Annotated in this window: 18 protein-coding genes; all 18 read right to left on the bottom strand. The window is 38.7% G+C overall.

All coding sequences use genetic code 11. The features are described 5' to 3' along the window. Positions 1-255 precede the first annotated feature (255 nt). The gene (locus H4J38_RS08365; RefSeq protein WP_182131344.1) at positions 256-2,574 is read right to left on the bottom strand and encodes an RND family transporter; all 2,319 of its coding nucleotides are present in this window, start codon (positions 2,572-2,574) and stop codon (positions 256-258) included. Positions 2,575-2,579: 5 nt separating this feature from the next. Then, entirely contained in the window at positions 2,580-3,584 is a 1,005-nt protein-coding gene (locus H4J38_RS08360) for a YCF48-related protein (RefSeq protein ID WP_259365449.1), read from the bottom strand. Positions 3,585-3,801: 217 nt separating this feature from the next. Further along, positions 3,802-5,190, bottom strand: a complete 1,389-nt coding sequence (locus H4J38_RS08355) for a DUF1329 domain-containing protein (protein WP_182131343.1) — start codon at positions 5,188-5,190, stop codon at positions 3,802-3,804. Positions 5,191-5,211: 21 nt separating this feature from the next. Continuing rightward, on the bottom strand, positions 5,212-7,257 hold the full coding sequence (locus H4J38_RS08350; protein WP_182131342.1) for a DUF1302 domain-containing protein: 2,046 nt from the start codon (positions 7,255-7,257) through the stop codon (positions 5,212-5,214). A gap of 307 nt (positions 7,258-7,564) precedes the next feature. Then, entirely contained in the window at positions 7,565-7,780 is a 216-nt protein-coding gene (locus tag H4J38_RS08345) for a DUF2835 domain-containing protein (RefSeq protein ID WP_182131341.1), read from the bottom strand. 9 nt (positions 7,781-7,789) lie between these two features. After that, positions 7,790-10,360 (bottom strand): aminopeptidase N, encoded by a 2,571-nt coding sequence (gene pepN / locus H4J38_RS08340; RefSeq protein ID WP_404842603.1) that lies wholly within the window; start codon positions 10,358-10,360, stop codon positions 7,790-7,792. 107 nt (positions 10,361-10,467) lie between these two features. Beyond that, positions 10,468-11,925 (bottom strand): Na+/H+ antiporter NhaC, encoded by a 1,458-nt coding sequence (nhaC, locus tag H4J38_RS08335; RefSeq protein ID WP_182131339.1) that lies wholly within the window; start codon positions 11,923-11,925, stop codon positions 10,468-10,470. Positions 11,926-12,152: 227 nt separating this feature from the next. Next, positions 12,153-14,189, bottom strand: a complete 2,037-nt coding sequence (gene prc / locus H4J38_RS08330; RefSeq protein WP_182131338.1) for a carboxy terminal-processing peptidase — start codon at positions 14,187-14,189, stop codon at positions 12,153-12,155. Positions 14,190-14,204: 15 nt separating this feature from the next. Beyond that, entirely contained in the window at positions 14,205-14,951 is a 747-nt protein-coding gene (proQ, locus tag H4J38_RS08325; RefSeq protein ID WP_182131337.1) for an RNA chaperone ProQ, read from the bottom strand. A gap of 11 nt (positions 14,952-14,962) precedes the next feature. Further along, positions 14,963-15,259, bottom strand: coding sequence for a hypothetical protein (locus tag H4J38_RS08320; protein ID WP_182131336.1), 297 nt, complete (start codon positions 15,257-15,259; stop codon positions 14,963-14,965). After that, positions 15,259-15,735 (bottom strand): GAF domain-containing protein, encoded by a 477-nt coding sequence (locus H4J38_RS08315; protein ID WP_182131335.1) that lies wholly within the window; start codon positions 15,733-15,735, stop codon positions 15,259-15,261. The genes H4J38_RS08320 and H4J38_RS08315 overlap by 1 nt, the downstream gene beginning before the upstream one ends. A gap of 476 nt (positions 15,736-16,211) precedes the next feature. Then, positions 16,212-17,420, bottom strand: a complete 1,209-nt coding sequence (gene prpF, locus H4J38_RS08310; RefSeq protein ID WP_182131334.1) for a 2-methylaconitate cis-trans isomerase PrpF — start codon at positions 17,418-17,420, stop codon at positions 16,212-16,214. A gap of 190 nt (positions 17,421-17,610) precedes the next feature. Next, positions 17,611-20,229 carry a Fe/S-dependent 2-methylisocitrate dehydratase AcnD gene (acnD, locus tag H4J38_RS08305; RefSeq protein ID WP_182131333.1) on the bottom strand — a complete coding sequence of 873 codons (2,619 nt, stop codon included), beginning with the start codon at positions 20,227-20,229 and terminating at the stop codon, positions 17,611-17,613. A 114-nt stretch (positions 20,230-20,343) separates the two neighbouring features. Further along, positions 20,344-21,468, bottom strand: coding sequence for a 2-methylcitrate synthase (prpC, locus tag H4J38_RS08300; protein WP_182131331.1), 1,125 nt, complete (start codon positions 21,466-21,468; stop codon positions 20,344-20,346). An 86-nt stretch (positions 21,469-21,554) separates the two neighbouring features. Beyond that, positions 21,555-22,445, bottom strand: coding sequence for a methylisocitrate lyase (gene prpB / locus H4J38_RS08295; protein WP_182131329.1), 891 nt, complete (start codon positions 22,443-22,445; stop codon positions 21,555-21,557). A gap of 59 nt (positions 22,446-22,504) precedes the next feature. Next, entirely contained in the window at positions 22,505-23,185 is a 681-nt protein-coding gene (locus tag H4J38_RS08290; protein ID WP_182131327.1) for a GntR family transcriptional regulator, read from the bottom strand. A gap of 274 nt (positions 23,186-23,459) precedes the next feature. After that, positions 23,460-24,689, bottom strand: a complete 1,230-nt coding sequence (locus H4J38_RS08285) for a nucleoside recognition domain-containing protein (RefSeq protein WP_182131326.1) — start codon at positions 24,687-24,689, stop codon at positions 23,460-23,462. Positions 24,690-25,088: 399 nt separating this feature from the next. Further along, positions 25,089-25,868, bottom strand: coding sequence for a TatD family hydrolase (locus tag H4J38_RS08280; protein WP_182131324.1), 780 nt, complete (start codon positions 25,866-25,868; stop codon positions 25,089-25,091). Positions 25,869-25,995: the final 127 nt, after the last annotated feature.

Here is a 25,995-nt window from a genome sequence, read left to right as displayed (position 1 = left end):
TTTCCTTTTTGGATAAAACGCTTGAAATAATTACTAAATTTTGAGTCTTTTAAGAGAATAGACTATAAACTTGATCTTATTGATAAACTCGGGCGATTGCGAGCACTATTTTAGATGCATTACTTTAAAAATAGCTTATTTATGTGACAGACATGAAAACTTTCAATTGTTTATTCATAAGTTATAAATAGAAAATGACCTTTCGGCCATTTTCTTGTTTATTTATGCATAACTACATTATCAATTAATTACACTTTATTTTCGCTCTGGCCATAGAAATGCAGCTATAGCTGGTAATACCAGTACAGCGGCAATCATATTAACTAAAAACATAAAGGTTAATAATATACCCATATCAACTTGGAATTTTAAATCAGAGAAAAACCAAGTTGAAACACCAATAGCTAAAGTAACACCGGTAATTAGTACCGCGCTACCACGCTCTTTAAGTGCATCAAAATAAGCACTTTGAACGGTAGCACCATTTCTCAGTTTAACACTCATGGTAGACAGGATATAAATGCCGTAATCAACGCCTATACCGACGCCTAATGCAATAACTGGTAGTGTTGATACTGTTAAACCAATATCAAGCGCTGTCATTAGCCATTGAGCGAGCGTTGACACTACGTAAAGTGGCACAACGACAGCAATAGTTGCCCTTAAACTTCTAAAGCTTAGTAAACATAAAATAATAACCGCACCATAAACATAAAGCATCATTGGGATTTGAGCAGCTTCTACGGCTTCATTAGTCGCCGCCATAACCCCAACAGGGCCAGAGGCGAGTTTAAAGGTTAAATTATCATTACCAAAATCAATAGCAGCAATTTTGGCAGCATCAACCACACGATTAATCGTTTCAGCTTTATGATCTTCTAAAAACAAAATGACTGGCATTGCACTACAGTCGCTATTGAGTAAACCACTTGACGATGGTACTCGTGCGATTGATTGTACCAAGGTTTGCGGATTACGAGAAAGCACACGCCATTTCGGATTGCCTTCGTTATAGCCCGAATTCACTATTTTTGCGATGGACGGTAAACTAACAGCTGATTGTACACCTGCAACGTTTTCCATGCGCCATTGAAACCTATCGATAGTGTTCATATGGTCATAGTAAGTACATGCATCTGGAGTAGTTTCGACAATAATTGACATATAATCGACACTAATGGCGTATTTATCAGTAATTAAAAAGGTATCTTGGTTGTAGCGCGATTCTTCGTGTAATGACGGTGCACCTGCATGTAACTCACCTATCTTCATGTTTTGTGCATTTTGGTAACCCACAATATAAAGAACAGCAGTTAACGCTAAGATAACCATCGCCACTTTGCGTGTAGCGAATGTCGACATAAAGTGCCATATACCATCAGTCCCAGAAGATGATTTATCTTGCTCACTTTCTTTACTCTTTGGCACCTTCATGTAAGAAACTAACAGTGGTAATAACATTAAGTTAGTTAAAATTATCATGGCAACACCAAGTGATGCAGTAATAGCGAGTTCACGAATAATACCAATGTCAATTGACAACAAGGTCATAAAGCCAACAGTATCTGAAAGTAACGCAATGCCGCCAGGTACTAAAAGAACACGAAAACTCAGTTGCGCAGCTTCTTTGCTGGTTTTGCCAATATTTACCTGTTTAGAGACAGAGTTAATCATTTGCACACCATGACTAACCCCAATAGCAAAAACTAAAAATGGCACCAATATCGACATAGGATCTAGGCCAAAGCCAAGTGTTGATAACATACCTAACTGCCAAACAACGGCAATTAAAGAACAAGCAATAGGTAATATGGTTAACGAAATCGATCGGCAAAACCAGAATACCATCAAGGTCGTAATAGCAATAGCAATGGCAAAGAAGGTCACAACCCCTTTTGCCCCTTGTGCAACATCACCTACCATTTTGGTAAATCCAATGATGTGTACTGATATCTTGCCTTTTTCAAACTCACCACGAATTTCATTTTCTAATTGTCCGGCAAGCACAATACTGTCTAGTTTCTCACCGGTATTGGGATCAATCTCCATCAATGAAGTTTTGACCATAGAACAGCTGTAATCATCAGCAACAATACTGCCAACAATGCCCGCTTTTTCTATATTGCCTTTTACAATTGCTAAACCCGCTTCATCAGGTTGAAAGTTTGCAGGAATTACCGGCCCGCCAGCAAATCCATCTTCAACAATTTCAACAAATCTTGTACTGGGTGAAAATAAAGACTTAACCTGAATTCTGTCAACGCCAGGGATAAAAAACAGCTTGTCATGTACGCCTTTTAAAGCCGTAAAAAACTCAGGATTAAAAATATCCTCGCTGCTATCACACACTGAAATTAATACGTTATTTGCTCCACCAAAATTTTCCCTATGTTCTAGATAGGTTTTCATATAACTGTGATTAAGTGGAATGTGTTTAGTGAAAGCGGCATCGAGTTTAATTTGTGTTGCTTGAAACAACAAAAACATGCTGGTTAAAGCAAAGAATATCAATACAGATAAACGACGACGAAAAAGAGTTGCTTCCACAACGTTAATAATAGAATTAAGTTTCATGACAGTTACTTCGTTACGTTAATGGTTTTGATGCCAACATCAGAGACGGCAATAATTTTATTCTTATACCAAACCCCTGCAATAAGTGGTTTACCATCTTTTTGAAGATGTTTAGTAAACGAACCACCATCATCGCGACTTTCTAATAATACTCCATTATTACCGAGTACAAACACGCGCTCATCATCAGTGAGTATGATAGCACTTAACAGCGCGGTAACATGGCTTTCACTTTCTTGCCATGGTGTACCATTGCGTAAACTTCGAAAGATATGACCTCGTAAGCCAACAACCAGTAAGTTTCCTTGCTGGGTGCGTTTTATATCGTAAAATGAGCCAGGGTATATATTATCAAGTTTTTCCCAGCTCACGCCAAAATCATTACTTTTTGCAATTAGGCCAATTTCTCCGGCTAAATATAAAGTACGACCGTCGGCAACTACGCGATTAAAATGTGGTAAAATGCTGCTTTGTTCATCTAAGTAAGCTTCTTCATCCTGCAGTTTTAATTCAGCTAAATAGGCTTGGTCATCAGCGTAAAGAAATTCATTATGATATTCAATTACCCAGTGTTCTCCACCGTCTTTTGTACGATAAAACAAACCATAAGAGCCAATGGCAATACCGTTTTGTGCGTCCATAAACAGCACATCCAATAGAGGTTTTTCCATATGTGGTAAATGTTGCTGGACTTTCCAAGAAATACCACCATCTTTTGTCGATAAAATAGTAGCGTCATGACCGACCGCCCAACCATTGTCTTCATCGGTAAAATAAACTGCTGTCAATGTCACTTGAACAGGCACTTGTGATTGCTGCCATTGAACACCATCAGTTGAAAATAGAATATGACCACGCTCACCAACAGCAACTAATTTTGACTGATTAATTGTCGTAATATCAAGTAAGAGAGATTTACTCGCTAGTGGAGCAATTATTGCGTCAAGCTGTTGCGCATTAATAATAGGGATAGTAAGAAAACTGAGTAAAATAACGAGAAGACGCATCATTAACTATATTAGCTCCATTCATTTGGACTGAAGAGGCGGTAAGCCTCAAATTAGATATGTTAAGGAAAAAAATGGCCCTAAGCAATGCCCATTGATACCAAAATATCCTCTACCTTTAGTTTAGCTAAAAATAAGAGGAATGAAAATTAATTAACCGTTTGAAATCTTTGAAACAAAAACGGCTAGCACTAGCCAGCCGTTATAGTTAAGTACTTATTTATCTTCGACCTTCACGACGTAACGCTGAAGACGTAAAATCAACATCTTGTAAATCAGCAGAGAAGTCATACATACTCGCTTCATTATCTAAGCCCATCGCGATATAACGACGAGATTGTAGATCATGAAACACTTCCAAAGTTGACCATTGCGTTGGTACTTCATAGTAATTAATACCATGGGCAACACCCACTCGATACAGCTCATCTCGGTTATCGAAAATATCAGTAACCGCTACTTGCCAGCTATCTTCATCAATATAAAACACCCGTTTTTTATAAGTATGACGTGTATCTGATTTTAAATTCGCTTCAACAACCCATACGCGATGTTTCTCGTAACGTACTAGTTCAGGATTAATATGACCAGGTTGCAAAATTTGGTCATATTTTAAATCGTCGCTATGTAAACGATAATCATTGTAAGGGATTAACAACTCTTGCTTGCCTTTCAATGTCCAGTTATAACGATTTGGTGCACCGTTAAACATATCGAAGTCATCTGTTGTTCTTAAACCATCTGACGCTGTACCAGGTGCATCATAAGCAACATTAGGTGCACGACGAACACGACGTTGACCAGTGTTATAAGTCCAAGCTTGACGAGGTGTTTTTATTTGATCCATCGTTTCATGAACTAATAAAGCTGTACCAGCTAAACGAGCTGGCTCAGTAACCTTTTGTTTAAACTTGAATAAGATATTAGTTTTTTGAAGCTCTTCAGCTTTAACACCTTTAACACCGTAAGGTATAAGTAATTGGTCATCAAATCCCATGTAGGTATAGTCACCAGAAGCTGTTGGAGCTGCTTGACCACCCTCACGAACAATTTTTTCACCACGATAGCGTAAAATATGATTCCAAATTGCTTCTAAACCATTACTTGGCACTGGAAATGGAATACCAATTGCTGCATTAATAATGCCATTACCACCTTCAACTAATTCTGTTTGAGTAGCATTTTCCAAAGTAGCTTGATAAACATGCTCAGGGTATGAAGCTGAACGACGCGACTTATAAACACTCATTTTGTAAGTATCAGGGTAAGTTTCAAATAACTTAACTTGGCCTGGCGTTAATAAACTTTTATATTCCGCAAGGTTCTTAGCTGTAATGGTGTACATGGCTTTATCATCAGCAAATGGGTCTATATGATGATCGCCTACTTTGTAGCCGGCGGGTACTGATTTAATACCACCTGTCCAAGCTGGAATAGAACCGTCTTTGTTAGCGGCACGTACAGCACCAAAAGGCGTTAACTCTTTTTCTAACTTAGCGGCGTCTTGCTCGCTTATTTTTGCAGTAGCAGTAGATGATGCTAATGCTACCGTCACTGCCATTGATACTAGCGTTGCCTTTTTAAAGGTATTTTTAAATATATTTCTCATGAAAGTAATCCTCATACTGCCTTAAATTGAATACTTGATGTTAAAAGATACATAATCGCGATCTTCTATTTGGTTAGTAGTACCTACACCACCAAAAAAGCTGTTGTAACTAAGATCAGCAGACCAACGGCTTTGGTAATCTAAACCTAAACCTAACGATACTGACTTTCTATCTTCAACAAACAAGAATAATGGATCCGGTGTAATACCGTTAACATCATGTGAGAAGACAACTTTTGGTGAAACGTTAATTCCAGCAAAAACATTGTTATAATCTAGCTTACCAACAAAGCGATATCCCCAGGCAGATGCAGTTGGGAATGGGTTTGTTTCAATACCGTCTTGTAGGGCCATTTCTAGACCTTCTTTACCTGCGACACCACCATTTCGGCTAGTGCCTGGGCCATTTAGACGTAAAACATCTTGTTCAGGCATATCACGAATATCAATACCACCAACTTCAAGCAAGGTTACAAATTGGCTAGCGCCAAGTGTTGGTCCCCATAAATGTGTTAGCGTCATTTGTGCTTGTATTGTATCAGATAAGATATAGCCATTGGCACGTGTGCCACCGGCGAAAACCGGCATTTGCGAAATGCCGTCAAGCTCATCACGACCTAAGTCGTTCGCTAACTGTTGGGGCATAGCAGCAAATAACAATTCAACATCATCTATTTGTAATGGTTCGTCTTGACGGAATGTTAATTCACCTGCTACCGAGGTTGTGCCAAGAACAGTATTAAAGCTCAAAGCGTATAGCTTGATATCTTCAATATAATCAAGTTCAACACGTGAAAAGGCTTTTAAATCTGTGTAGTTATCGTAAGTTATTTCAGTAGACGCCAACATACCAACATCGTGCGCTAAAGCTGCACCAGTAAAGTCAGCTGTTATACCTGAAAAAACAGGACGACGGCTATGATAATTCATGTGATACAAACTAACTTCTGTATCATTCAAGGCAGGTAAATACCAAGAAAGTTTTAGACCGTATTGGCCACCGTCTTCTGGTTCATTCTCTGCACTTTCTTCACGTAGTGTTAACTTTGTTGGGAAACCACCGACATAGGCACCACCAGCATCAGCAATTGGAACATTACCATTTAAAATTTGTGCTCTTAGGGCATTTAAATTAGTGATAACTGAATCTAGATCCATATCTGGGTTACTAGCAAAGTTTAACTGCACATTATTAAAGTGGCCACCATCACCCGCAAAGTCATTAGTTGAAAAATAACTACCTGGTGCTGGTAAAACAGTTTTTTCCCAGTTGTATTGATAAAACATTTCAACGTTAAAAGTTTCTGTCACACCTAATGATGCCCAAACAGCACCAAAGGGAATAAAGGCTTCTTTTAGCTCAGCGCCTGGCGCTTTTAAACGTGCAATATCTACTGGGTTAAGTTCACTTATACCGTGAGAGATCAAGGTACTTTCACCCCAACTGATCACCTGCTGACCAACACGCACTGAAAACGGCATTTCACCGATATCAAAATCACCATAAATAAAGGCATCTAACAAACGAACATCACGGCATATTTGGTCTCGCGCTTCGTCGTCTCGGCAAGGGTCATTCACTTTACCTGTGAGAGGGTTGGTCCAAGCTCTATCGCCATCCATCATCTCAAAATCATAAAAATACATAGCGCGGCCAAAAAAACCTAAGTTTTCATAGCGCACACCAAGTTCATGTGATCCTTTAATTAATTTTGAAAAACTTTCACCAGCATTAAAGTTTAAATTACCGTTATCGCCATTAGTCGAATAACCACCAGCGCCATCCCATACAGTAGATGCACTTGGATTAGCATTTAATATTGGATGATATTGACTAAAATCAAAGCCATTATTAGCGTTATTAGATTTACCAACGTTATCATTCCAATTACGATCTTCTACGCGCCAGCTTGTACCTGCTGAAAATGTAGAATCAAAGCTGATATCAAAGTTTCCTAATTGAAAGTTTTTTGCCTGAACATTAGTACTAACTAATGTTATTAAAGCGGCGGCTATACTCAGAGCCAGTGGCTTTTTTTGTAAACCGTTGCGAAGGTTTTGTTTCATTTCTTATCTCCCCAGATGTGATTCTGCATTGTTATTTTTATATTCTACTTATATGGTATGAAACAATAATTACATCATTTTGACCATGTGGCAAGTGCTAAAATCTTTGTTAAAGCCCTTTACACTAAAGCCTTGAATCGGGTCAACTGATGAGAGCAAAAGGGCGTTTAAAACACCTGTTTTAAACGCCCTTTAATTATTAGCTACAATCATCAAATAGTGAACATAAATAGTCGCCGACATACTACTTACGTTTATAACACTTAACTTTTGATGGTCAGACCACTGTTTAAAGCAAAAACTCTAATCATGATATTTTATCTAATGACAAAAACTTATTGTTTTGAGTTTGTAAACAAAAGTACCCTTTTATGCCATGACCGGTTAAATAATTTCTTAAATGCATCGCAGGAAATTCAACCTTAACACCCTGCTCTGTCATAACAATAATAGACTGAACTCGCCCTTGATAATAAGGCAAATATTCTTGATTAGTAATATTCAAGCGAAAAGAGTACTTCATACTATTTTCCTAAGACGCCAATGCAGCATCAAGCTTTTCTTTTAAATCCTTAGACAAAACAACTTGCTTAGTAAAATGTTCAAGCATGGCTTTTATCATTACTTGCCTGTGCTGATCAAACGACTTAAATTGTATCAACGGCGTAATTAAACGCGACGCCACTTGCGGATTAATATCATTTAGCTTAATTAATTGATCAATTAAAAACTGATAACCTCGGCCACTAGCGCAATGAAAATATCGTGCATTGTTAGCGGTGAAAGCGCCAATAAGTGCCCGAACCCTATTGGGATTTTTTAAACTGAACAATGGATGTGTAATAAGTTTTGCTAGGTTTTCATAAATAGCGTCTTTATTAACACTTGCTTGTATCGCAAACCATTTGTCCATAACTAATGGTGTTTCACTCCACTTTTTCTCAAAGCCTGCCATCATATCATCGTAATTTCCATGATGATGCTTTGCCGCACAATTAAGTGCTGCTAGGGTATCAGTCATATTATTTGAATGTTGAAACTGCGTAGCTAGTAAATCTTCTTGGTCACTTATGTTGTTTAAGGTACTTAAGTAAGATAAGCAAATATTTTTTAATGCCCGTTTGCCAATAGCGACGCCGTCACTTGCATACTCAACTTGTATATTTTGCTGATACTGCTGTAAAAATAATGGTGCTAATTCTTTCGCTAAACTTTCTTTCAAGCTGTCAATGGCGTCAAGCAAACTGATAGGGTCAACTGCTTCAATATTGTCAGCTAATTCACTAAAGCTTGGCAATGTTAATTGCTCTGCTTTAAAAGCGGCTGAAATATCGGCAGTTAATATAGTTCTAAAAGCCTGGTATAAATTTTCAGGTAAACTTAATGATGGTTGCTGCATTAACTGATTGATATAGGTTGTTAATAATTTTTGCCCTGCATCCCAGCGACAAAACTCATCTTTAGCACGGGTCATAATACATTGTAGGTCTTGATCCGATTGTAAAAACTGCGTTTTAACTGGTGCAGAAAAACCCGTCAATAACGCTAAAACTGGCTTTTGGCTAAAACCTTTAAAAATCCATGTTTGCGCTTGCTCGGTTAATTGTAATAACTGTGACTGACTTTGTTCGCCTTCCATAGCAATTAACTCAATACCAATAGGAATATGTAAAGCAGGATTTGCACCATTAGTTTGGCTAAGGGTTAATTGGTATTCAGACAAGTTTTCATCAAAGCTTTCATTAACTTGCAGTTGAGGCGTTCCTGCTTGTGTATACCAACGCTTAAATTGGCTTAGATCTACACTCGATGCATCGGCCATGGCATTAATAAAGTCGTCACATGTTACTGCCATGCCGTCGAAACGTTTAAAATATAAATCTAAACCTTGTCTAAATTTATCTACCCCAAGCAAAGTATGGATCATGCGGATAACTTCAGCACCTTTTTCATACACGGTTAGGGTATAAAAGTTATTCATTTCGATAACTTTTTCTGGTCGAATAGGATGTGCCATAGGACCAGCATCTTCAGCAAATTGCAGCGAGCGTAACACCCGCACATTTTGAATTCTATTAACTGGAGCTGAATGCATGTCGGCACTAAATTGCTGATCTCTAAATACCGTTAGCCCTTCTTTTAAACTCAGTTGAAACCAATCTCGACAAGTTACACGGTTACCTGTCCAGTTGTGAAAGTATTCATGTGCAATAACCGCCTCTACATTAAAATAATCAACATCGGTAGCGCTAGCTTCATCGGCTAAAACAAATTTACTATTAAAAACATTCAGACCTTTATTTTCCATAGCGCCCATGTTGAAAAAGTCGACGGCTACTATCATGTAAATATCAAGATCGTATTCAAGACCGAAGGTTTCTTCATCCCAATTCATAGAATGCTTTAAAGACGCCATAGCATGGTGCGCTTTATTAACATTGCCCTTATCAACAAATATTTCTAAGGCAATATCACGGCCAGAGGTCGTTTTATAGGTATCTTTTAAAACATCAAAGTCACCGGCAACTAGAGCAAACAAATAGCAAGGTTTTGGAAATGGGTCATGCCATTGCATATAATGCTGGCCATTAGCTAAATCTCCTGACGCGACTTTATTGCCATTTGATAACAAATACGGATATTGTGTTTTATCGGCAATAACCTTAGTGGTAAAGGTTGCCATAATATCGGGACGATCTAGATAATAACTGATACGCCTAAAGCCTTCGGCTTCACACTGAGTGCAATAAGCATCGCCTGACTTAAACAAGCCTTCAAGCGCGGTATTTTCAACAGGGTTAATTTCAGTCACAATTTCTAGAATGAACTCGTCGCGATCAATAGCAATAGATAAACTGGTATTACTGATTTGGTATTCATCGCTTGATAGTGGCTGCTCATCAATTGAGGCAGATAATAAAGTTAAGTGCTCACCATCTAATATTAACGGCTGATTATTAGCCAGTTTTCTTGTCATTAGCATGCGATTGGTAACGCGAGTTTTATATTGGTCGAGTTCAAAGGTTAACTCAACGGTAGAAATAGAAAAGTTGGCTTCGCTATAATCAGCTAAATAGCGTGGGGTAAAATCGCTCATGCGCATCCTTAATAGAGTACATTATATCTTTGTTGGAAATAAACGCCTGCAACAGACATTAAAAAGCCTGTACTAAACAGGCTTTATGAATATTTATTAATTTTGCAAATGTTTTAGTTCTTTGTCACTAATCTTTTTATTTTAAAGCCCATATAGCCATATGTCACGGCTAAAATTGGGTTAATTAAGTTAAAGAAGCAATAAAAGATATAATCATAAGATGTTAATGCCATAGCACCAAACATAAATGCACCACAAGTGTTCCAAGGTATCAGGGGCGAAGTGATAGTGCCCGAATCTTCTAATGTTCTACTTAATACCACGGGGTCTAAGCCCCTTTTTTCATATTCTTCTTTGTACATTCTACCGGGCATGACAATAGCCATATATTGATCAGCGGTAATCAAGTTCGTCCCTATACAAGTAGCTACGGTACTGGCAATTAAGCTACCTGTTGATTTGGCCTTCGCTAAAATTGATTCAACAAACTTTTTTAACATACCTAAATGTTCTAAAATGGCACCAAAGCTAAGCGCGGTAACCACTAACCAGATAGTATTCAACATACCTGACATACCACCACGGCTTAATAGCTGATCAATTTCAGTATTACCTGTTTCGACAACTACACCATCAAAAAAGGCGGTCCAAACCACCATAATAGTGGCTTTAGTTGAATCTACTCCATCTTGCGCCATACCTAAAATTAATTCTTGCTGGAAAATCAATGCCCAAATCGCACCGATTATGGCACCAATAGCAACGGCAGGAAATGCTGGCATTTTTTTATAAGCCAAGATTAATAAGATGAATAATGGGATTAAATTAAAAGCTGATATATTGTAAGTATTTTCCAATGTACTGGTCAGTGACACTATGGTATCAGTGTTACCTACGCCTGAAGTTGAATGATTAAAGCCAATAATAAGAAATAATATCAACGCAATAGAAATCGAAGGAATAGTCGTCCATAACATATAACGAATGTGAGCAAATAATTCACTACCGGCTACCGCTGGTGCTAAATTAGTGGTTTCGGAAAGTGGCGATAGTTTGTCGCCAAAGTAAGCGCCTGATATCACGGCACCAGCAGTAACAGAGGATGATAGCTCAAAGCCGCCAGCAATACCTATGAAGGCAACACCTACGGTCGCGGCTGTAGTCCAAGAACTTCCTATGCTCATCGCGACAATACCACACACTAAACATGTTGCAGCATAAAACCAGCTCGGGTCTATTATTTTCAAGCCATAATAAACCATAGTCGGCACAGTTCCTGATAACAACCAAGTACCAATTAATGACCCTACCGCTAATAAAATTAACACCGCACCTAGAGAAATTGATATGCCATGGATAATCGCCTTTTCCATTTCGGGCCATTTATGACCATTTTTCAGCCCTATTACCGCAGCAACACCCGTAGCTAAAAGCAAGGCTATCTGATTAGGACCAGATGATGAGCTATCACCAAAAAATGTTACGGCGGCAATGAGTAAACAGATAAGGACAACAATTGGAATTAAAGAGTCCAACATAGAAGGTTGTCGCAAAGATTGAGGATCAGACATAGATAAATTTACACCTTTATTATCTTAATTATTATAGTGGTTAAATTATTTGTGTTAGTAAGATGCCGACTGTTCGCAGATAGTGCAAGTTTTTTCTTACAATTCACTGCTAACTAGCCCTTTGTTTATAAGGATTTCAAGAATAATTATGCAGTAATTTTAGCTAAAAAGCATTAACATTAAAAAGCCACCCTGAGGTGGCTTTCAATATTACGTAGCAAAAGCAGTTATTTTTTCGCGACTTTACCTAATGACACTAAGTCAAAGGTGATTTTGGCTGTTTCATCTAAAAATGGATCGAGCGCTTCTAAATCTTCTGGTAAGTCATCTAAATCAGTTACTTTTTCTTTACCCATAATGGTAAGTCGTTCGTTAGCACGCTTTAACTGCTTAGCTTTACGGTTTTCTCTTTTTTCTTTGCGTTTGGCTAAGTTTAGCGAAATAGTTTTGTCATCTTTTTCGGCTTTATATTCTGCGATATCAGAAAGTAAATAATTAAACTCTTGGTTTTGCGCAACACGTGAACTATGTAATGAAGTTAAGTAAGTTACATCTTGGCTGATATCTTTAAGTTTGTTATATCGCGCTTTTGGGATTTGGTCCCAAGGTAAAGCATTTTCTTCTTTGCTTTCGCCCCAATCTGCTGGGTCTATTGCCGATGGAAATTCAATATCAGGTAATACACCACGATGTTGCGTGCTACCGCCATTGATTCGATAAAACTTGGCAATGGTGAATTGGATGCTACCAAACGGGTTGTCATACAAGTCATAGACACGACCTAAACCTCTATGCTGCTGGACAGTACCTTTACCAAAAGTATGCTCGCCAACCACTATTCCTCGACCATAGTCCTGTATCGCAGCCGAAAATATTTCTGACGCTGAAGCACTGTAACGATCGACCATAACGGTTAATGGACCATCATAAAAACTGATACCGTCTTTATCACTGTTAACTTGCACGCGGTTTGCACCATCACGTACTTGTACTACCGGGCCTTTATCAATAAATAAGCCAGTAAGTAAAGTTGCTTCTGTTAACGAACCCCCGCCATTGCCACGAAGGTCAACAATAATACCTGCAACATTTTCGTCTTTAAGTTTAGCTATTTCGAGCTTAACATCACGTGAAAGGTGGTTGTAAAAGCTTGGGATCGTGATCACACCAAGTTTTTTAGCGTTTTCAACACCTTCTTTTTCAAAATAAACTTCAGATTTTGCTGCACGGTCTTCAAGCTTTATAGTGTCTCTTATAATAGAAACCACTTTAATGCTGCTATCATCTTCTGATTCTTCACCTAAAACTTGAAGCCTAACCTTTGTACCTTTTGGACCTTTGATCAGTTCAACAACATCATCTAAACGCCAGCCAATAACATCGACAAACTCTTTATCATCTTGCGAAACACCCACAATGCGATCTTTAGGCTTTAATTCTTTCGACTTATCTGCAGGGCCACCTACTACGACACTTTGGATAACGGTATAGTCCTCTTCTGCACGTAAAACCGCACCAATACCTTCCAAAGATAAATTCATTTCCATTTGGAAGCGTTCAGCATTTCGAGGAGATAAATATGAAGTATGTGGTTCAACTACGCGCGCAAAACTATTCATCACAACTTGAAAGACATCTTCACTTTCACTTTGCTTTAAGCGCTTAATAGCGTAACGATAGCGTTTACCTAACACTTCTTGAATTTTTTCCCACTCTTTACCCGCTAAAGTTAAATTTAGTGCGTCATATTTAACTTTTTTACGCCATAACTCGTTTAGTTCAGCAACAGAGTTGGCCCATGAAGCATCTTCACGATCAAAGTTATAGGTTTCATCAAGTTCAAAATCGAAAGGTTTTTCGCTGCTTAATAAGCTTAAAGCATATTGATAGCGCTCTAATCTACGCTGTAAATTTAGATTGTAAATTTGATAGGCAATATCAAGCTTACCACGGGAAATAACCGTATCAAATTCATCACGGTATTGCTCAAAGCCCTTAATATCAGAGGCAAGAAAAACGTTACGAGCGTAATCTAATTGCTTAATATAACGAGAAAATATCTGTTCTGATAATAAGTCATCAATTTTAATTTGCTTGTAATGTGCACGCGTAAACTGTGCCGTAATGCGCTTTGAAGATGTAGCATGTTGGCTTTCAGGTGCTAGTATCGGTAGGCTTTCATTGTCTTCTTTACTTTCAGCAAATACCGAGATACTGGCAAGTGACAATGATACCGCAATAGCTATACGACAAAATTTATGCATTCACATACTCCAAATTTATTCTGTAAAAATATTTTTAACTTGTGTTTTAACAATCATACCTGAGTTTAATTGAACACTAACATCCTTGCCGGAAACTTCTGTAATAACAGCATCCATTGACGATTGTCCTAATTGCACTTTGATATTTTTGCCAACAACAACATTGCTTGTTTCAACGGGTTTAAGTTTGACCGCAGTTTTTGCAACTACACGTTTGGTTGACTTAACCGAATTGAATTTTTCTTTTCGGCTATTATCTGTAGAGTCTTTACTTACAGACTTAGTTCCCTTAACGGCAGTGCCTTTATAAGGTTTTTTCGCTGCTTTGTCTTTAGGCTTTTTGTTACCAAATTTTTCTTGGCTTTCTTTTAGCGTTTTACTGGCATAATCGGCTTGCTCTTGATCGATTTCGGCAGCGTCATTGCCATCAATATCAACACGAAAAACACCCATTTTAATCGCTTTCAAATAGCGCCAGCTACTAGTGTAATGTCTAAGTGCTTGACGTAAACGGGTTTTACTTACTGTCTCATCGCCAGTTAACTTTTCTGCTAAATCTTGGAAAATACCAATCTTTAATGGTTTTGCAGCACCTTCAACAGAAAAACATGCCGGGAATTTTTCCGCTAAGTAGGCAATAATTTCTTTTGTGCTAATGCGTTTAACTTCAGCATCAACATTTAGCTTTGCTTCAACATTTGATGTAGCTTCAACTACTTCGTCTGCTACCACTGTTACTTCACTTTCTATTTTAGTTTCCATAAATACAACTTTTAAAAATTTTGATTCTGATCTGCTAGATATTGTTCACGATTTTCCAACAGATGTCGGCACCAATCATAAATATCTTCACTTTCGATTTCAGCTAAGGCTTCTTGCCCTATCCACGTATCCCACACCAAAGACAACAACTGCTCTAAAATCTCTGGTGCAATATCTTCTTCTGCTAAGTCATAAACGGTATGATAAATTTCGTTAATTCGCTCAGCAACTTCTTCTTCATCACCATCCCAATCACCAACAACGGCTTCTGAAACTAAATAGTCATGAATATCAATAAATTCTTTCATTAGTTTAACACGCCATGCTTAATCATAACATTTTCAAACAAACTAATTATTTTTTCTAAACCTGCCTGATCATCACTATCAAAACGATTATATGCCATGCTGTCAATATCAAGCACTGCGATAACCTTATCGTTCAAGGTTAAAGGTAATACTATTTCCGAGTTAGTGCTAGCGTCACACGCAATATGACCATCAAATTCATGCACATCAGCGACACGTTGTACTGTATTGTCTGCTGCTGCGGTGCCGCAAACGCCACGCCCCAAAGGAATGCGAATACAAGCCACTTTACCTTGAAATGGACCCAGTACAAGTTCATCATTTACCATACGGTAAAACCCTACCCAATTAACCTCTGCTAATTGTTCAAACAATAAAGCACTAACATTCGCCATATTAGCAATGACATCAGCTTCATCACTGATCAATGCTTCAATTTGAGTGTATAAGTCTTGATAAAAGGTATTTTTTGTCATTAATGATGATGCCTAAGATAAAAACGCATAACATACCCTGATAGCGCATGAAATTAAAGCGCTATCAGCACCAATTGGCAATTATCTGTCAATTTTATCGTGCTTTTCTAATAAATGTTAACTTTACTGAGGCATTTATCACTTTTTCAAGGTTAATTCACATACTACTATTTTTTATATTACATGTTCATTGTTTCATCGCACCAAAAATTAATGATGATTACTTTCTTAATGCTATTGCGGGTTTTGTCATAATAATACCCTTTAAAGCGTTTTATTTTTACCACGTTAGTTGATAATTATAGCAGTGACCCAAATCAATTTTTTGTTATTCACTAGTATGGTTTTGTTATTAATAAAAAAACGATGTCAGAAATACTGCTAACATCGTTTTAGTCGCACTTTAATGTTGGTGACTTTTAAACTTCGTCGAACTTTAAATTACCTTCACTAGCCTTAAGTAGCAATCAACAAACTTAAAAAGAGTCGCCTGGAATACTTACCCAACCTTGCATCAATACACGCGCACTGCGGCTCATAATGGCTTTATTTACGGTCCACATGCCATCAATTATTGCTGCTTGAGCTCCAACTTTAAGAGTACCTGACGGGTGACCAAAAACTACCGATTCACGCTCGCCTCCACCGGCGGCTAAATTAACCAAAGTCCCGGGTATTGCAGCCGCGGTGCCAATAGCAACAGCGGCTGTTCCCATCATGGCATGATGCAGTTTACCCATTGATAAAGCGCGAACGTGTAAATCTATATCTGATGCAGACACGGCTTTACCACTCGAGGTTACATAGTTTTTCGCCGTACTAACAAAAGCCACTTTTGGGGTATGTTGACGTGCTGCTGCTTCAGAAACATCACTAATTAAACCCATTTTAATCGCGCCAGCCGCACGAATAGTTTCAAAACGAGCTAATGCTGCCTCATCGTTATTTATTGCGTCTTGCAACTCTGTTCCGGTATAACCAAGATCTTCTGCATTTAAGAAAATAGTTGGTATACCTGCGCTGATCATGGTGACTTTATATTTCGAGGCTTTGAAAGTACCAATAGCTGGGACGTTAAGCTCATCAATGACATTACCAGTTGGAAACATAGCTTCTGAAGGGTCAACAGGAGCAATAAACTCTACCGGCACTTCTGCCGCAGGAAATGTAACACCATCGAGTTCAAAATCACCAGTTTCTTGTACTTGGCCATTAGTCATAGGCACGTGAGCAATAATGGTTTTGGCAATATTTTTTTGCCAGATACGTACAATACAAATACCATTATCAGGAATACGTGAATGGTCAACTAAGCCAGCGTTGATCGCAAAAGAGCCAACAGCAGCAGTTAAATTACCGCAATTACCAGACCAATCAACAAATGCTTTATCTATAGCTACTTGGCCAAATAAATAATCTACGTCGTGATCAGCGACCGCGCTTTTAGCCAAAATAACCGTTTTACTGGTACTTGATGTTGCACCGCCCATACCGTCAGTTTGTTTACCGTAAGGATCTGGGCTACCAATCACACGAAGCAACATATTATCACGCGTTTCTCCAGGCACTTGGCAACGCTCTGGTAAGTCAGTTAGATTAAAAAACACACCTTTTGATGTACCGCCACGCATATAAGTAGCAGGAATTTTCACTTGAGGTAAGTGCACTTGAGGAACGTGAGACATAACAATCTCCTTTATTATTTATTCTTTCATATAAAAAGCAGTAAATAGTCTCTATTTACTGCTAATAAATTACACGCTTAATACTAAAGCTAACTATTTAAAACTGGACTTTAACCCGCGTTAAAGCGGTAGCCTTAAGTAATGTCCATCCCAGAGCATTACCAAGGCCGCTATTATCAAAAAAATAGCTTTAGGTATTCGATTCCAAGAAGTCGTTAGCAAACTTTTGCAATACGCCGCCGGCAGCGTAAACAGACACTTCTTCCGCGGTATCTAATCGACACTTAACTGGAATTGTTACTATTTCACCATTGCGACGTGTCATCACTACAGACATAGCTGCACCCGGTGATGTTGTACCTTCAACATCAAAGGTTTCAGTGCCGTCAATATTATAGGTATGACGTGTTTCACCCTTAATAAATTCAAGCGGCAAAACGCCCATGCCGACTAAGTTTGTTCGGTGAATTCGTTCAAAACCTTCAGAAACAATCACTTCAACACCCGCTAAACGAACGCCTTTTGCAGCCCAATCTCTTGATGAACCTTGTCCGTAATCAGCACCAGCAATGATAATCAGTGGTTGTTTACGTTCCATGTAGGTTTCAATCGCTTCCCACATGCGTGACTCAGTGCCTTCAGGCTCTATACGCGCGAGTGAACCTTGTTTAACTTCACCTTTGTCATCACGACACATTTCGTTAAATAATTTAGGATTAGCAAAGGTCGCACGCTGCGCGGTTAAATGATCACCACGGTGTGTCGCATAAGAGTTAAAATCTTCTTCTGGCAAGCCCATTTTATGCAAATATGCACCGGCAGCACTATCCAATTGAATCGCATTTGAAGGTGATAAGTGATCGGTCGTAATATTATCGCCTAAAACTGCTAATGGGCGCATACCTTTCATGGTACGCTCACCGGCTAATGCCCCTTCCCAATAAGGCGGACGGCGAATATAAGTACTGGTTTCGTCCCAAGCATATAGCGGACTTTCTGCAGGCTCAAAAGCCCCTAAATCAAACATCGGTGTGTAGATCTTTTTGAATTGTTCTGGTTTAACACATGAAGCAACGATGGCATCAATTTCTTCATCACTAGGCCAAATATCTTTCAAGGTTATGTCATTACCGTTTTGATCTTGACCTAAAATATCTTTTTCAATATCAAAACGAATGGTACCAGCAATCGCATAAGCAACCACTAATGGCGGTGACGCTAAAAATGCTTGTTTTGCATAAGGGTGAATTCGACCATCGAAGTTACGGTTACCTGATAATACCGCGGTTGCATATAAATCGCGGTCAATAATTTCTTGTTGAATTTTAGGATCTAACGCACCGCTCATACCATTACACGTAGTACAGGCATAACCGACGATACCAAAACCTAATTTTTCCATTTCAGAAAGTAGACCGGCCTCTTCTAAATAAAGCTTAGCTACTTTTGAACCTGGTGCAAATGATGATTTAACCCAAGGTTTGCGCACTAGTCCAAGCTCATTGGCTTTTTTCGCTATAAGGCCAGCAGCAACAACATTACGAGGGTTAGAAGTATTGGTACAAGAAGTGATAGCCGCAATAATGACCGCACCATCTGGCATTTCACCATTAGCTTCTTGTACTTTACAGGCAGCTAAGTCTTTAGCAATATTTTTCGAGGCTAAATCAGCTGTCGCTAAACGACGATGTGGATTAGAAGGACCGGCTAAGTTACGACCTACCGATGATAAATCAAATTCGATCACACGAGGATATTGCGCTTCAACTAAATCGTCAGCCCATAAACCTGTGTGTTTCGCGTAAGTTTCAACTAGCGCGACTTGCTCAGGTTCACGGCCAGTAATTTTTAAATAATCAATGGTTTGTTCATCGATATAAAACATACCGGCAGACGCGCCATACTCTGGCGTCATGTTTGAGATAGTTGCGCGATCGCCAATGGTTAAGCTTTTAGTGCCTTCACCAAAGAATTCTAAATAAGCAGAAACAACTTTCTGATTTCGCAAAAATTCAGTTATCGCTAGTACAATATCGGTTGCTGTGATGCCAGGCTGGCGTTTACCTGTAAGCTTTACACCAATAATATCAGGCAAGCGCATCATTGACGGACGTCCCAGCATAACAGTTTCAGCTTCTAAACCACCGACACCAATCGCGATAACACCTAAGGCATCGATATGCGGCGTATGAGAGTCAGTACCGACACAAGTGTCAGGGAAAGCTACACCGTCACGCAATTGAATAACCGGTGACATTTTCTCCAAGTTGATTTGATGCATAATACCGTTACCCGCGGGGATAACATCAACGTTTTTAAAAGCGGTTTTAGTCCATTCGATAAAATGAAAACGCTGTTCATTACGACGGTCTTCAATCGCTCTGTTTTTCTCAAACGCTTCACTATCAGCGCCAGAGGCCTCTACGGCTAGCGAATGGTCGACAATTAATTGCGTCGGTACTACAGGGTTAACTTTTGAAGGATCGCCACCTTGCTCAGCAATGGCATCTCGAAGACCGGCTAAATCGACTAATGCGGTTTGACCTAAAATATCATGACAAACAACACGTGCTGGATACCAAGGAAAATCTAGGTCTTGCTTACTTTCGATAATCTGCTTTAAAGCATCAGTTAGCGTCGCAGGGTCACATCGTCGAACCAATTGCTCAGCGAGTACACGTGAAGTGTAAGGTAGTGTTTTATAAGCGCCGGGTTTGATGGCTTCAATAGCTTCTCTGGTATCAAAAAAGTCAATGGTTAGACCATTTTTTTTATAGCCTGGTAAGGGTTTGCGGTAGTCATAATTCATAATTTAATCCCCATATTTACAAAAGAGTAAAACAGACTCTTTTTGAGTTATTTTAAGAGTGATAAAGCCTTATCTGGTTAGATAAGGCTTTAATTGACTAGATTCTAGAGCAGCTTACCTATGGGCGATAGGTTGCACTTTACGAGGCTCTGCACCTATGTAATCTGCTGATGGACGAATAATGCGATTATTTGTACGCTGTTCCATCACGTGAGCAGCCCAACCTGTTAAACGAGAACATACGAAAATAGGGGTAAATAATTTCGTTGGTATCCCCATATAATTATACGTTGAAGCATGGAAAAAATCCGCATTACAAAATAACTTTTTGCTGTCCCACATAAACTCTTCACAAGCCACTGAAATATCGTATAACGACGTATCGCCGTTTTCGGCTGCTAGTTTTTCAGACCATGCTTTGATAATAACGTTACGTGGATCTGATGTGCTGTAAACTGCATGACCAAAGCCCATAATTTTTTCTTTACGGGCAAGCATACCGGCCATTTTTTCTTTGGCATCAGCAGGAGAGCTAAATGTTTCTATCATGTCCATTGCCGCTTCATTAGCGCCGCCATGAAGTGGTCCACGTAAAGTACCTATAGCGCCAGTAACACATGAGAACATATCAGATAACGTTGAAGCACAAACGCGCGCGGTGAATGTAGAGGCGTTAAATTCATGCTCAGCATACAAAATTAATGAAACATCCATAACACGTTCATGCTGTGCTGACGGACTTTTACCATTTAATAAACGTAAAAAATGCCCGCCTAAAGACGCTTCTTCTGAGGTACAGTCAATTTCTATACCCTCATGTGAGAACTTATACCAATAACACATGATGGCAGGAAAAGCCGATAACAAGCGGTTAGCAGCTTTATTTTGTTCGCTAAAATCATTTTCTGGTTCTAAGTTACCTAAAAATGAACAACCGGTGCGCATAACATCCATAGGATGAGTTTCTTTTGGAATAAGCTTAAGCACTGCTTTTAATGCTTGCGGTAAATCACGCATAGCAAATAAATCAGCTTTATATGTCGCTAATGCTTTTTCATTAGGTAACTCACCATTAAAGAGCAAGTAGGCTACTTCTTCAAACGTAGAATTTTCAGCTAAATCAGCAATATCATATCCACAATAAGTTAAGCCAGAACCTGATTTACCTACTGTACATAAAGCCGTTTCGCCTGCACTTTGACCACGTAAGCCAGCACCTGAGAGTTTTTTCTCTGTCATCATTCTTTCCTCTTGTCCTTTAACCGTAATGTATTTACCGTTAATGGTTAAAAATTAGTTTCTTATTGATGTATTTTAATGATTAGTTACTTGTTTTTACCTTCAGTAAACAAGGCATCAAGTTTTTGTTCGTAATCGTGGTAACCCAGGTAGTCATATAAATCCATACGTGTTTGCATGTTGTTGATTTCTGCTTTTTGGTCGCCATCGGCAAGTAACGTTTTATAAACCGACTCGGCCGCTTTATTCATCGCTCTAAATGCTGATAATGGGTAAAGTACCATGGCACATCCCCACTCACCTAACTGGGTTTTATTCCAAAGCTCAGTTTGTCCAAACTCTGTAATATTAGCCAATACCGGCACATCAAGTGCTTCAGTAAAAGCGCGGTAATGTGTTTCGGTTTTAACCGCTTCGGCAAAAATACCATCAGCGCCAGCAGCCGCATAAGCTTTTGCGCGTTCTAATGCAGCTTCTAAGCCTTCTTGTGCAAAGGCATCCGTACGCGCCATAATAAAAAAGTCTTTATCGGTACGAGCATCAACCGCAGCTTTGATTCGATCAACCATCTCTTCGGTCGAAACAATTTCTTTATTTGGACGATGGCCACAGCGTTTTTGCGCCACTTGATCTTCTATATGTACAGCGGCTGCGCCAGCTTTTTCCATATCACGAATAGTTTTTGCAATATTAAATGCCCCACCCCACCCGGTATCAATATCAACTAACAAAGGTAAAGAAGATGCGCTAGTAATGCGTTGAACATCAGCAATAACATCATTTAACGATGTCATGCCTAAATCGGGTAAACCATAAGAGGCATTAGCAACACCACCACCAGACAAGTAAATAGCTTGATGACCTAATTCTTCAGCCATCATTGCACAATAGGCATTGATGGTACCGACAACTTGCAGAGGTTTATTATTCACTATAGCTTGGCGAAACTTAGCACCAGGAGATAATTGTGTAGACATTGCTTTATCCTTTTTAGTCAAGTGTTTGTTGTATAAGGTAGCTTAAAATAAGCTTACCGCTATTGTTGCTGGGCAATTTTGTTTTCAATATTTTTACGAGAAGCGGCAATATGGCGCCTCATTAGTATTTCGGCTAATTCGCCATCGCGATCGGAAATTGCTTCTATAATACGAGAATGTTCATCAAACGCTTTAGTGACTCGCGGGCTGTTCATACCAAATTGGCAACGATACATACGAACAAGGTGATAAAGTTGGCCACATAAAATATTGATAAGTTGTTGATTATGACTACCGAGTATCACTTTATAGTGAAAATCTAAATCACCTTCTTCTTGATAATATGAAATACCATCACGTAATGCTTTCGCACTTGCATGTTGCTTGAGCATAGCCTTCATTTCGAGAATTTCATCATCAGTCATATTGATTGCTGCTTGGCGACAAGCCATACCTTCAAGTGCCTCGCGTACGACATAAATCTCTAATAGCCCGGCAATTGAGCATTCAACTACACGCGAGCCAACATTGGCTTTACGTTCAATTAAATGACATTTTTCCAAGCGATTTAGTGCTTCACGTAAGGTTGAACGACTGATTTGATAATTTTTGGCTAGTTCTGGTTCACTAATTTTACTACCAGCTTTAATGGTGCCATCAACAATGGCGTGTAACATTTGCTCAAAAACCTTGTCGGCAGTAGTAACTGCAGCTTGTGTTGTAGGATTATCTAACGCCATTATTGTCGACACTTATAAAAACAATGCCGTTATAATAACGACATCTCATCATTAGTCAATGGAAGTAATAATAAATTGTCGACAATAAGGCTTTGGTATGAGTTAAAAACCTTTACAGCTTGGTAGGTGTAAAGGGTTAACGTATTTGTTATTAAATCAGCTGAAACAGCTGCTTTAAAAGTGAACCTAAAAATTAGAAGCCGTTTGATAAACGTTATAGTTTTATTTATCTGACCTAAAACAAAAATAGTTAACTGTCGACAATTATAGGGGATTAGCCAAAAAACCAATAACAGATACCGACTGCTGCCGTAATACCAGCAAGATCCGCAATCAGTCCGCAGGCCAAGGCATGGCGGCTATATCGAATACCAACAGAACCAAAATATACCGCTAAAACATAAAATGTTGTTTCCGTTGAACCTTGCACAATAGAGGCTAAACGACCGGCAAATGAATCAGCACCATGGGCATTCATGGTTTCTATCATCATGGCACGTGCACCAGAGCCACTTAAGGGCTTCATAAATGCTGTTGGTAGGGCATCAACAAAACGGGTATCACCGTTAAAAAACAAGACTAACTGTCTTATACCATCAACCAAAATATCTAAAGCGCCACTGGCCCTAAATACCCCTATTGCACACAACATGGCTAACAGATAGGGAATAATTTTAATACTGGTTTCAAAGCCCTGTTTAGCTCCTTCAATAAAACTGTCGTAAACATTCACTTTACGTTTTAAGGCGAAAAATAAGAAGCTGATCAGTGTGCTAAATATTAACAAATTTCCCATCAGTGATGATTGTTGCGCTAATAACTGTGCACTTAAGGTACTAAAATAAACAACAACGCCGCCTACTAAGGCAATACCTGCGGCTAAATAAAGTAAAATCACTTGCTGATAAAGCTTTATTTTTTGTACAAATGCCACAGCGAATAATCCTGCCAGAGTTGAAGCAAATGTCGCTAATAATATAGGCACAAAAACGTCGGTAGGGTTTAGTGCTCCTTGTTGGGCACGATAAACAAAAACAGTAACGGGGAATAAGGTAACCGCAGAAGTATTCAAAACCAAAAAAAGTATTTGCGCATCGCTAGCGGTGTCTTTTTTTGGATTCAGCGATTGTAAATCTTGCATGGCTTTTAAGCCTAGCGGTGTAGCAGCGTTATCTAAACCTAAAAAGTTTGCCGACAAGTTCATGGTCATTGAACCTATAGCGGGATGACCTTTGGGTACCTCTGGCATGAGGCGAACAAATAGTGGTGAAATAAACTGCGCGATTTTATCAATAATACCGGCATGCTCCGCTATTTTCATCATGCCTAACCAGAAGCTTAAAATACCAATCAAACCAATGGCAATTTCAACAGTGACACGCGACATATCGAAAATTGCGTTAACAATTTCTTCAAATATTAATATTTGATCAAAAACCAGCCATTGCACCACGGAGGAAATAAATGCAACAAAGAAAAATCCACTCCAAATACGATTTAACAAACTTTAGCTCTTTTATTTTTGTTCTTAATAGAAAATATCATGACACAAAAAATCACGATTACCTAGTCGAGTGATTCGTCAACAGGGATACCAAAACGATGATAAAACCGTACACAATTTATATATATGATTATCACAAAGGGGATACATTAATTGGCTATTAAATTTTGCATTTAAAAAAGCTTACACTACACTTAATTTAACAGGTGATTTGTCAACTTGTTGCTCGCTGCCCTCTTAGATGAGGAAATCATATATAGGTTTTTATTTTTAATGTTTATTGATAAGTAAATTTGACAATTTATTAGCACAAGCTCACTTTTTTGAGCTACCCCCTGAGCCCGATACTAGCAGTAGTTTTGGGCATTTTTTTGCCTAATACTATTTTATCTAAAAAGACTAAGTTATAACACTTTGTGGAAACAAACGATGAAAGTTTTCACTCGATTGACGTGCTATTTCAGCAACAGAGGTACCTCTAATACTGGCAAGGTGCTTTGCAACTTCAACCACATATGCCGGTTGGTTTTGTTTACCACGATGCGGCACTGGTGCTAGATATGGTGAATCAGTTTCAATTAAAAATCGGTCTGAGGGTACTTTTTTAGCGACTTCTTTTAGGGCTGTTGCATTTTTAAAGGTAACAATACCAGAAAAGGAAATATAAAAACCCATTGCTATTGCTTGTTCAGCCATCTCCCAGCTTTCAGTAAAGCAATGTAAAATGCCGCCAACGTTTGACGCCTGCTCGTCTCTCAAAATAGCCAATGTATCTTCTTGAGCATCACGAGTATGAATAATTAGGGGTTTGTTCAACTGATTGGCAACTCGAACGTGTTTGCGAAAAGAGTCTAACTGTACGGGCTTTGTTTCTGGCGCGTAAAAATAATCTAGGCCAGTTTCACCAATAGCAATAACTCTTGGGTGTGTCGCTAAACTTCTTAATTGTTCAGGGTCTATTTCGTCGTCTTGATTTAGCGGATGCGCACCACAAGTTAGCCAGACATTATCATATTTAGCGGTTTGTTCTGCCATTGCTGGAAAGTCTTGTAACGTCACACTAACACATAATAAGGTATTCACTTTTTCGACGAGTGCTGCATCAATTACGTTATCTAAATTATTGTCAAAATCTTCGAGTTTTAAACGGTCTAAGTGACAATGAGAATCTATAAACACTGGTTACTCCGCACGAATGTGCTTAAAATTAATAGGGAATGACTACACCAATGAAATTATTTCAGCAATTTGAAAAATTCAATTGGCATTACACTGACTAATGCTATTTCAATGAAATCAAAATAAG

The sequence above is a fragment of the Colwellia sp. BRX10-3 genome, assembly GCF_014077505.1.
Classification (GTDB): domain Bacteria; phylum Pseudomonadota; class Gammaproteobacteria; order Enterobacterales; family Alteromonadaceae; genus Cognaticolwellia.
The sequence above is the reverse complement of the archived record's forward strand: the minus strand, read 5'-3'. Positions and strand labels throughout refer to the sequence as shown.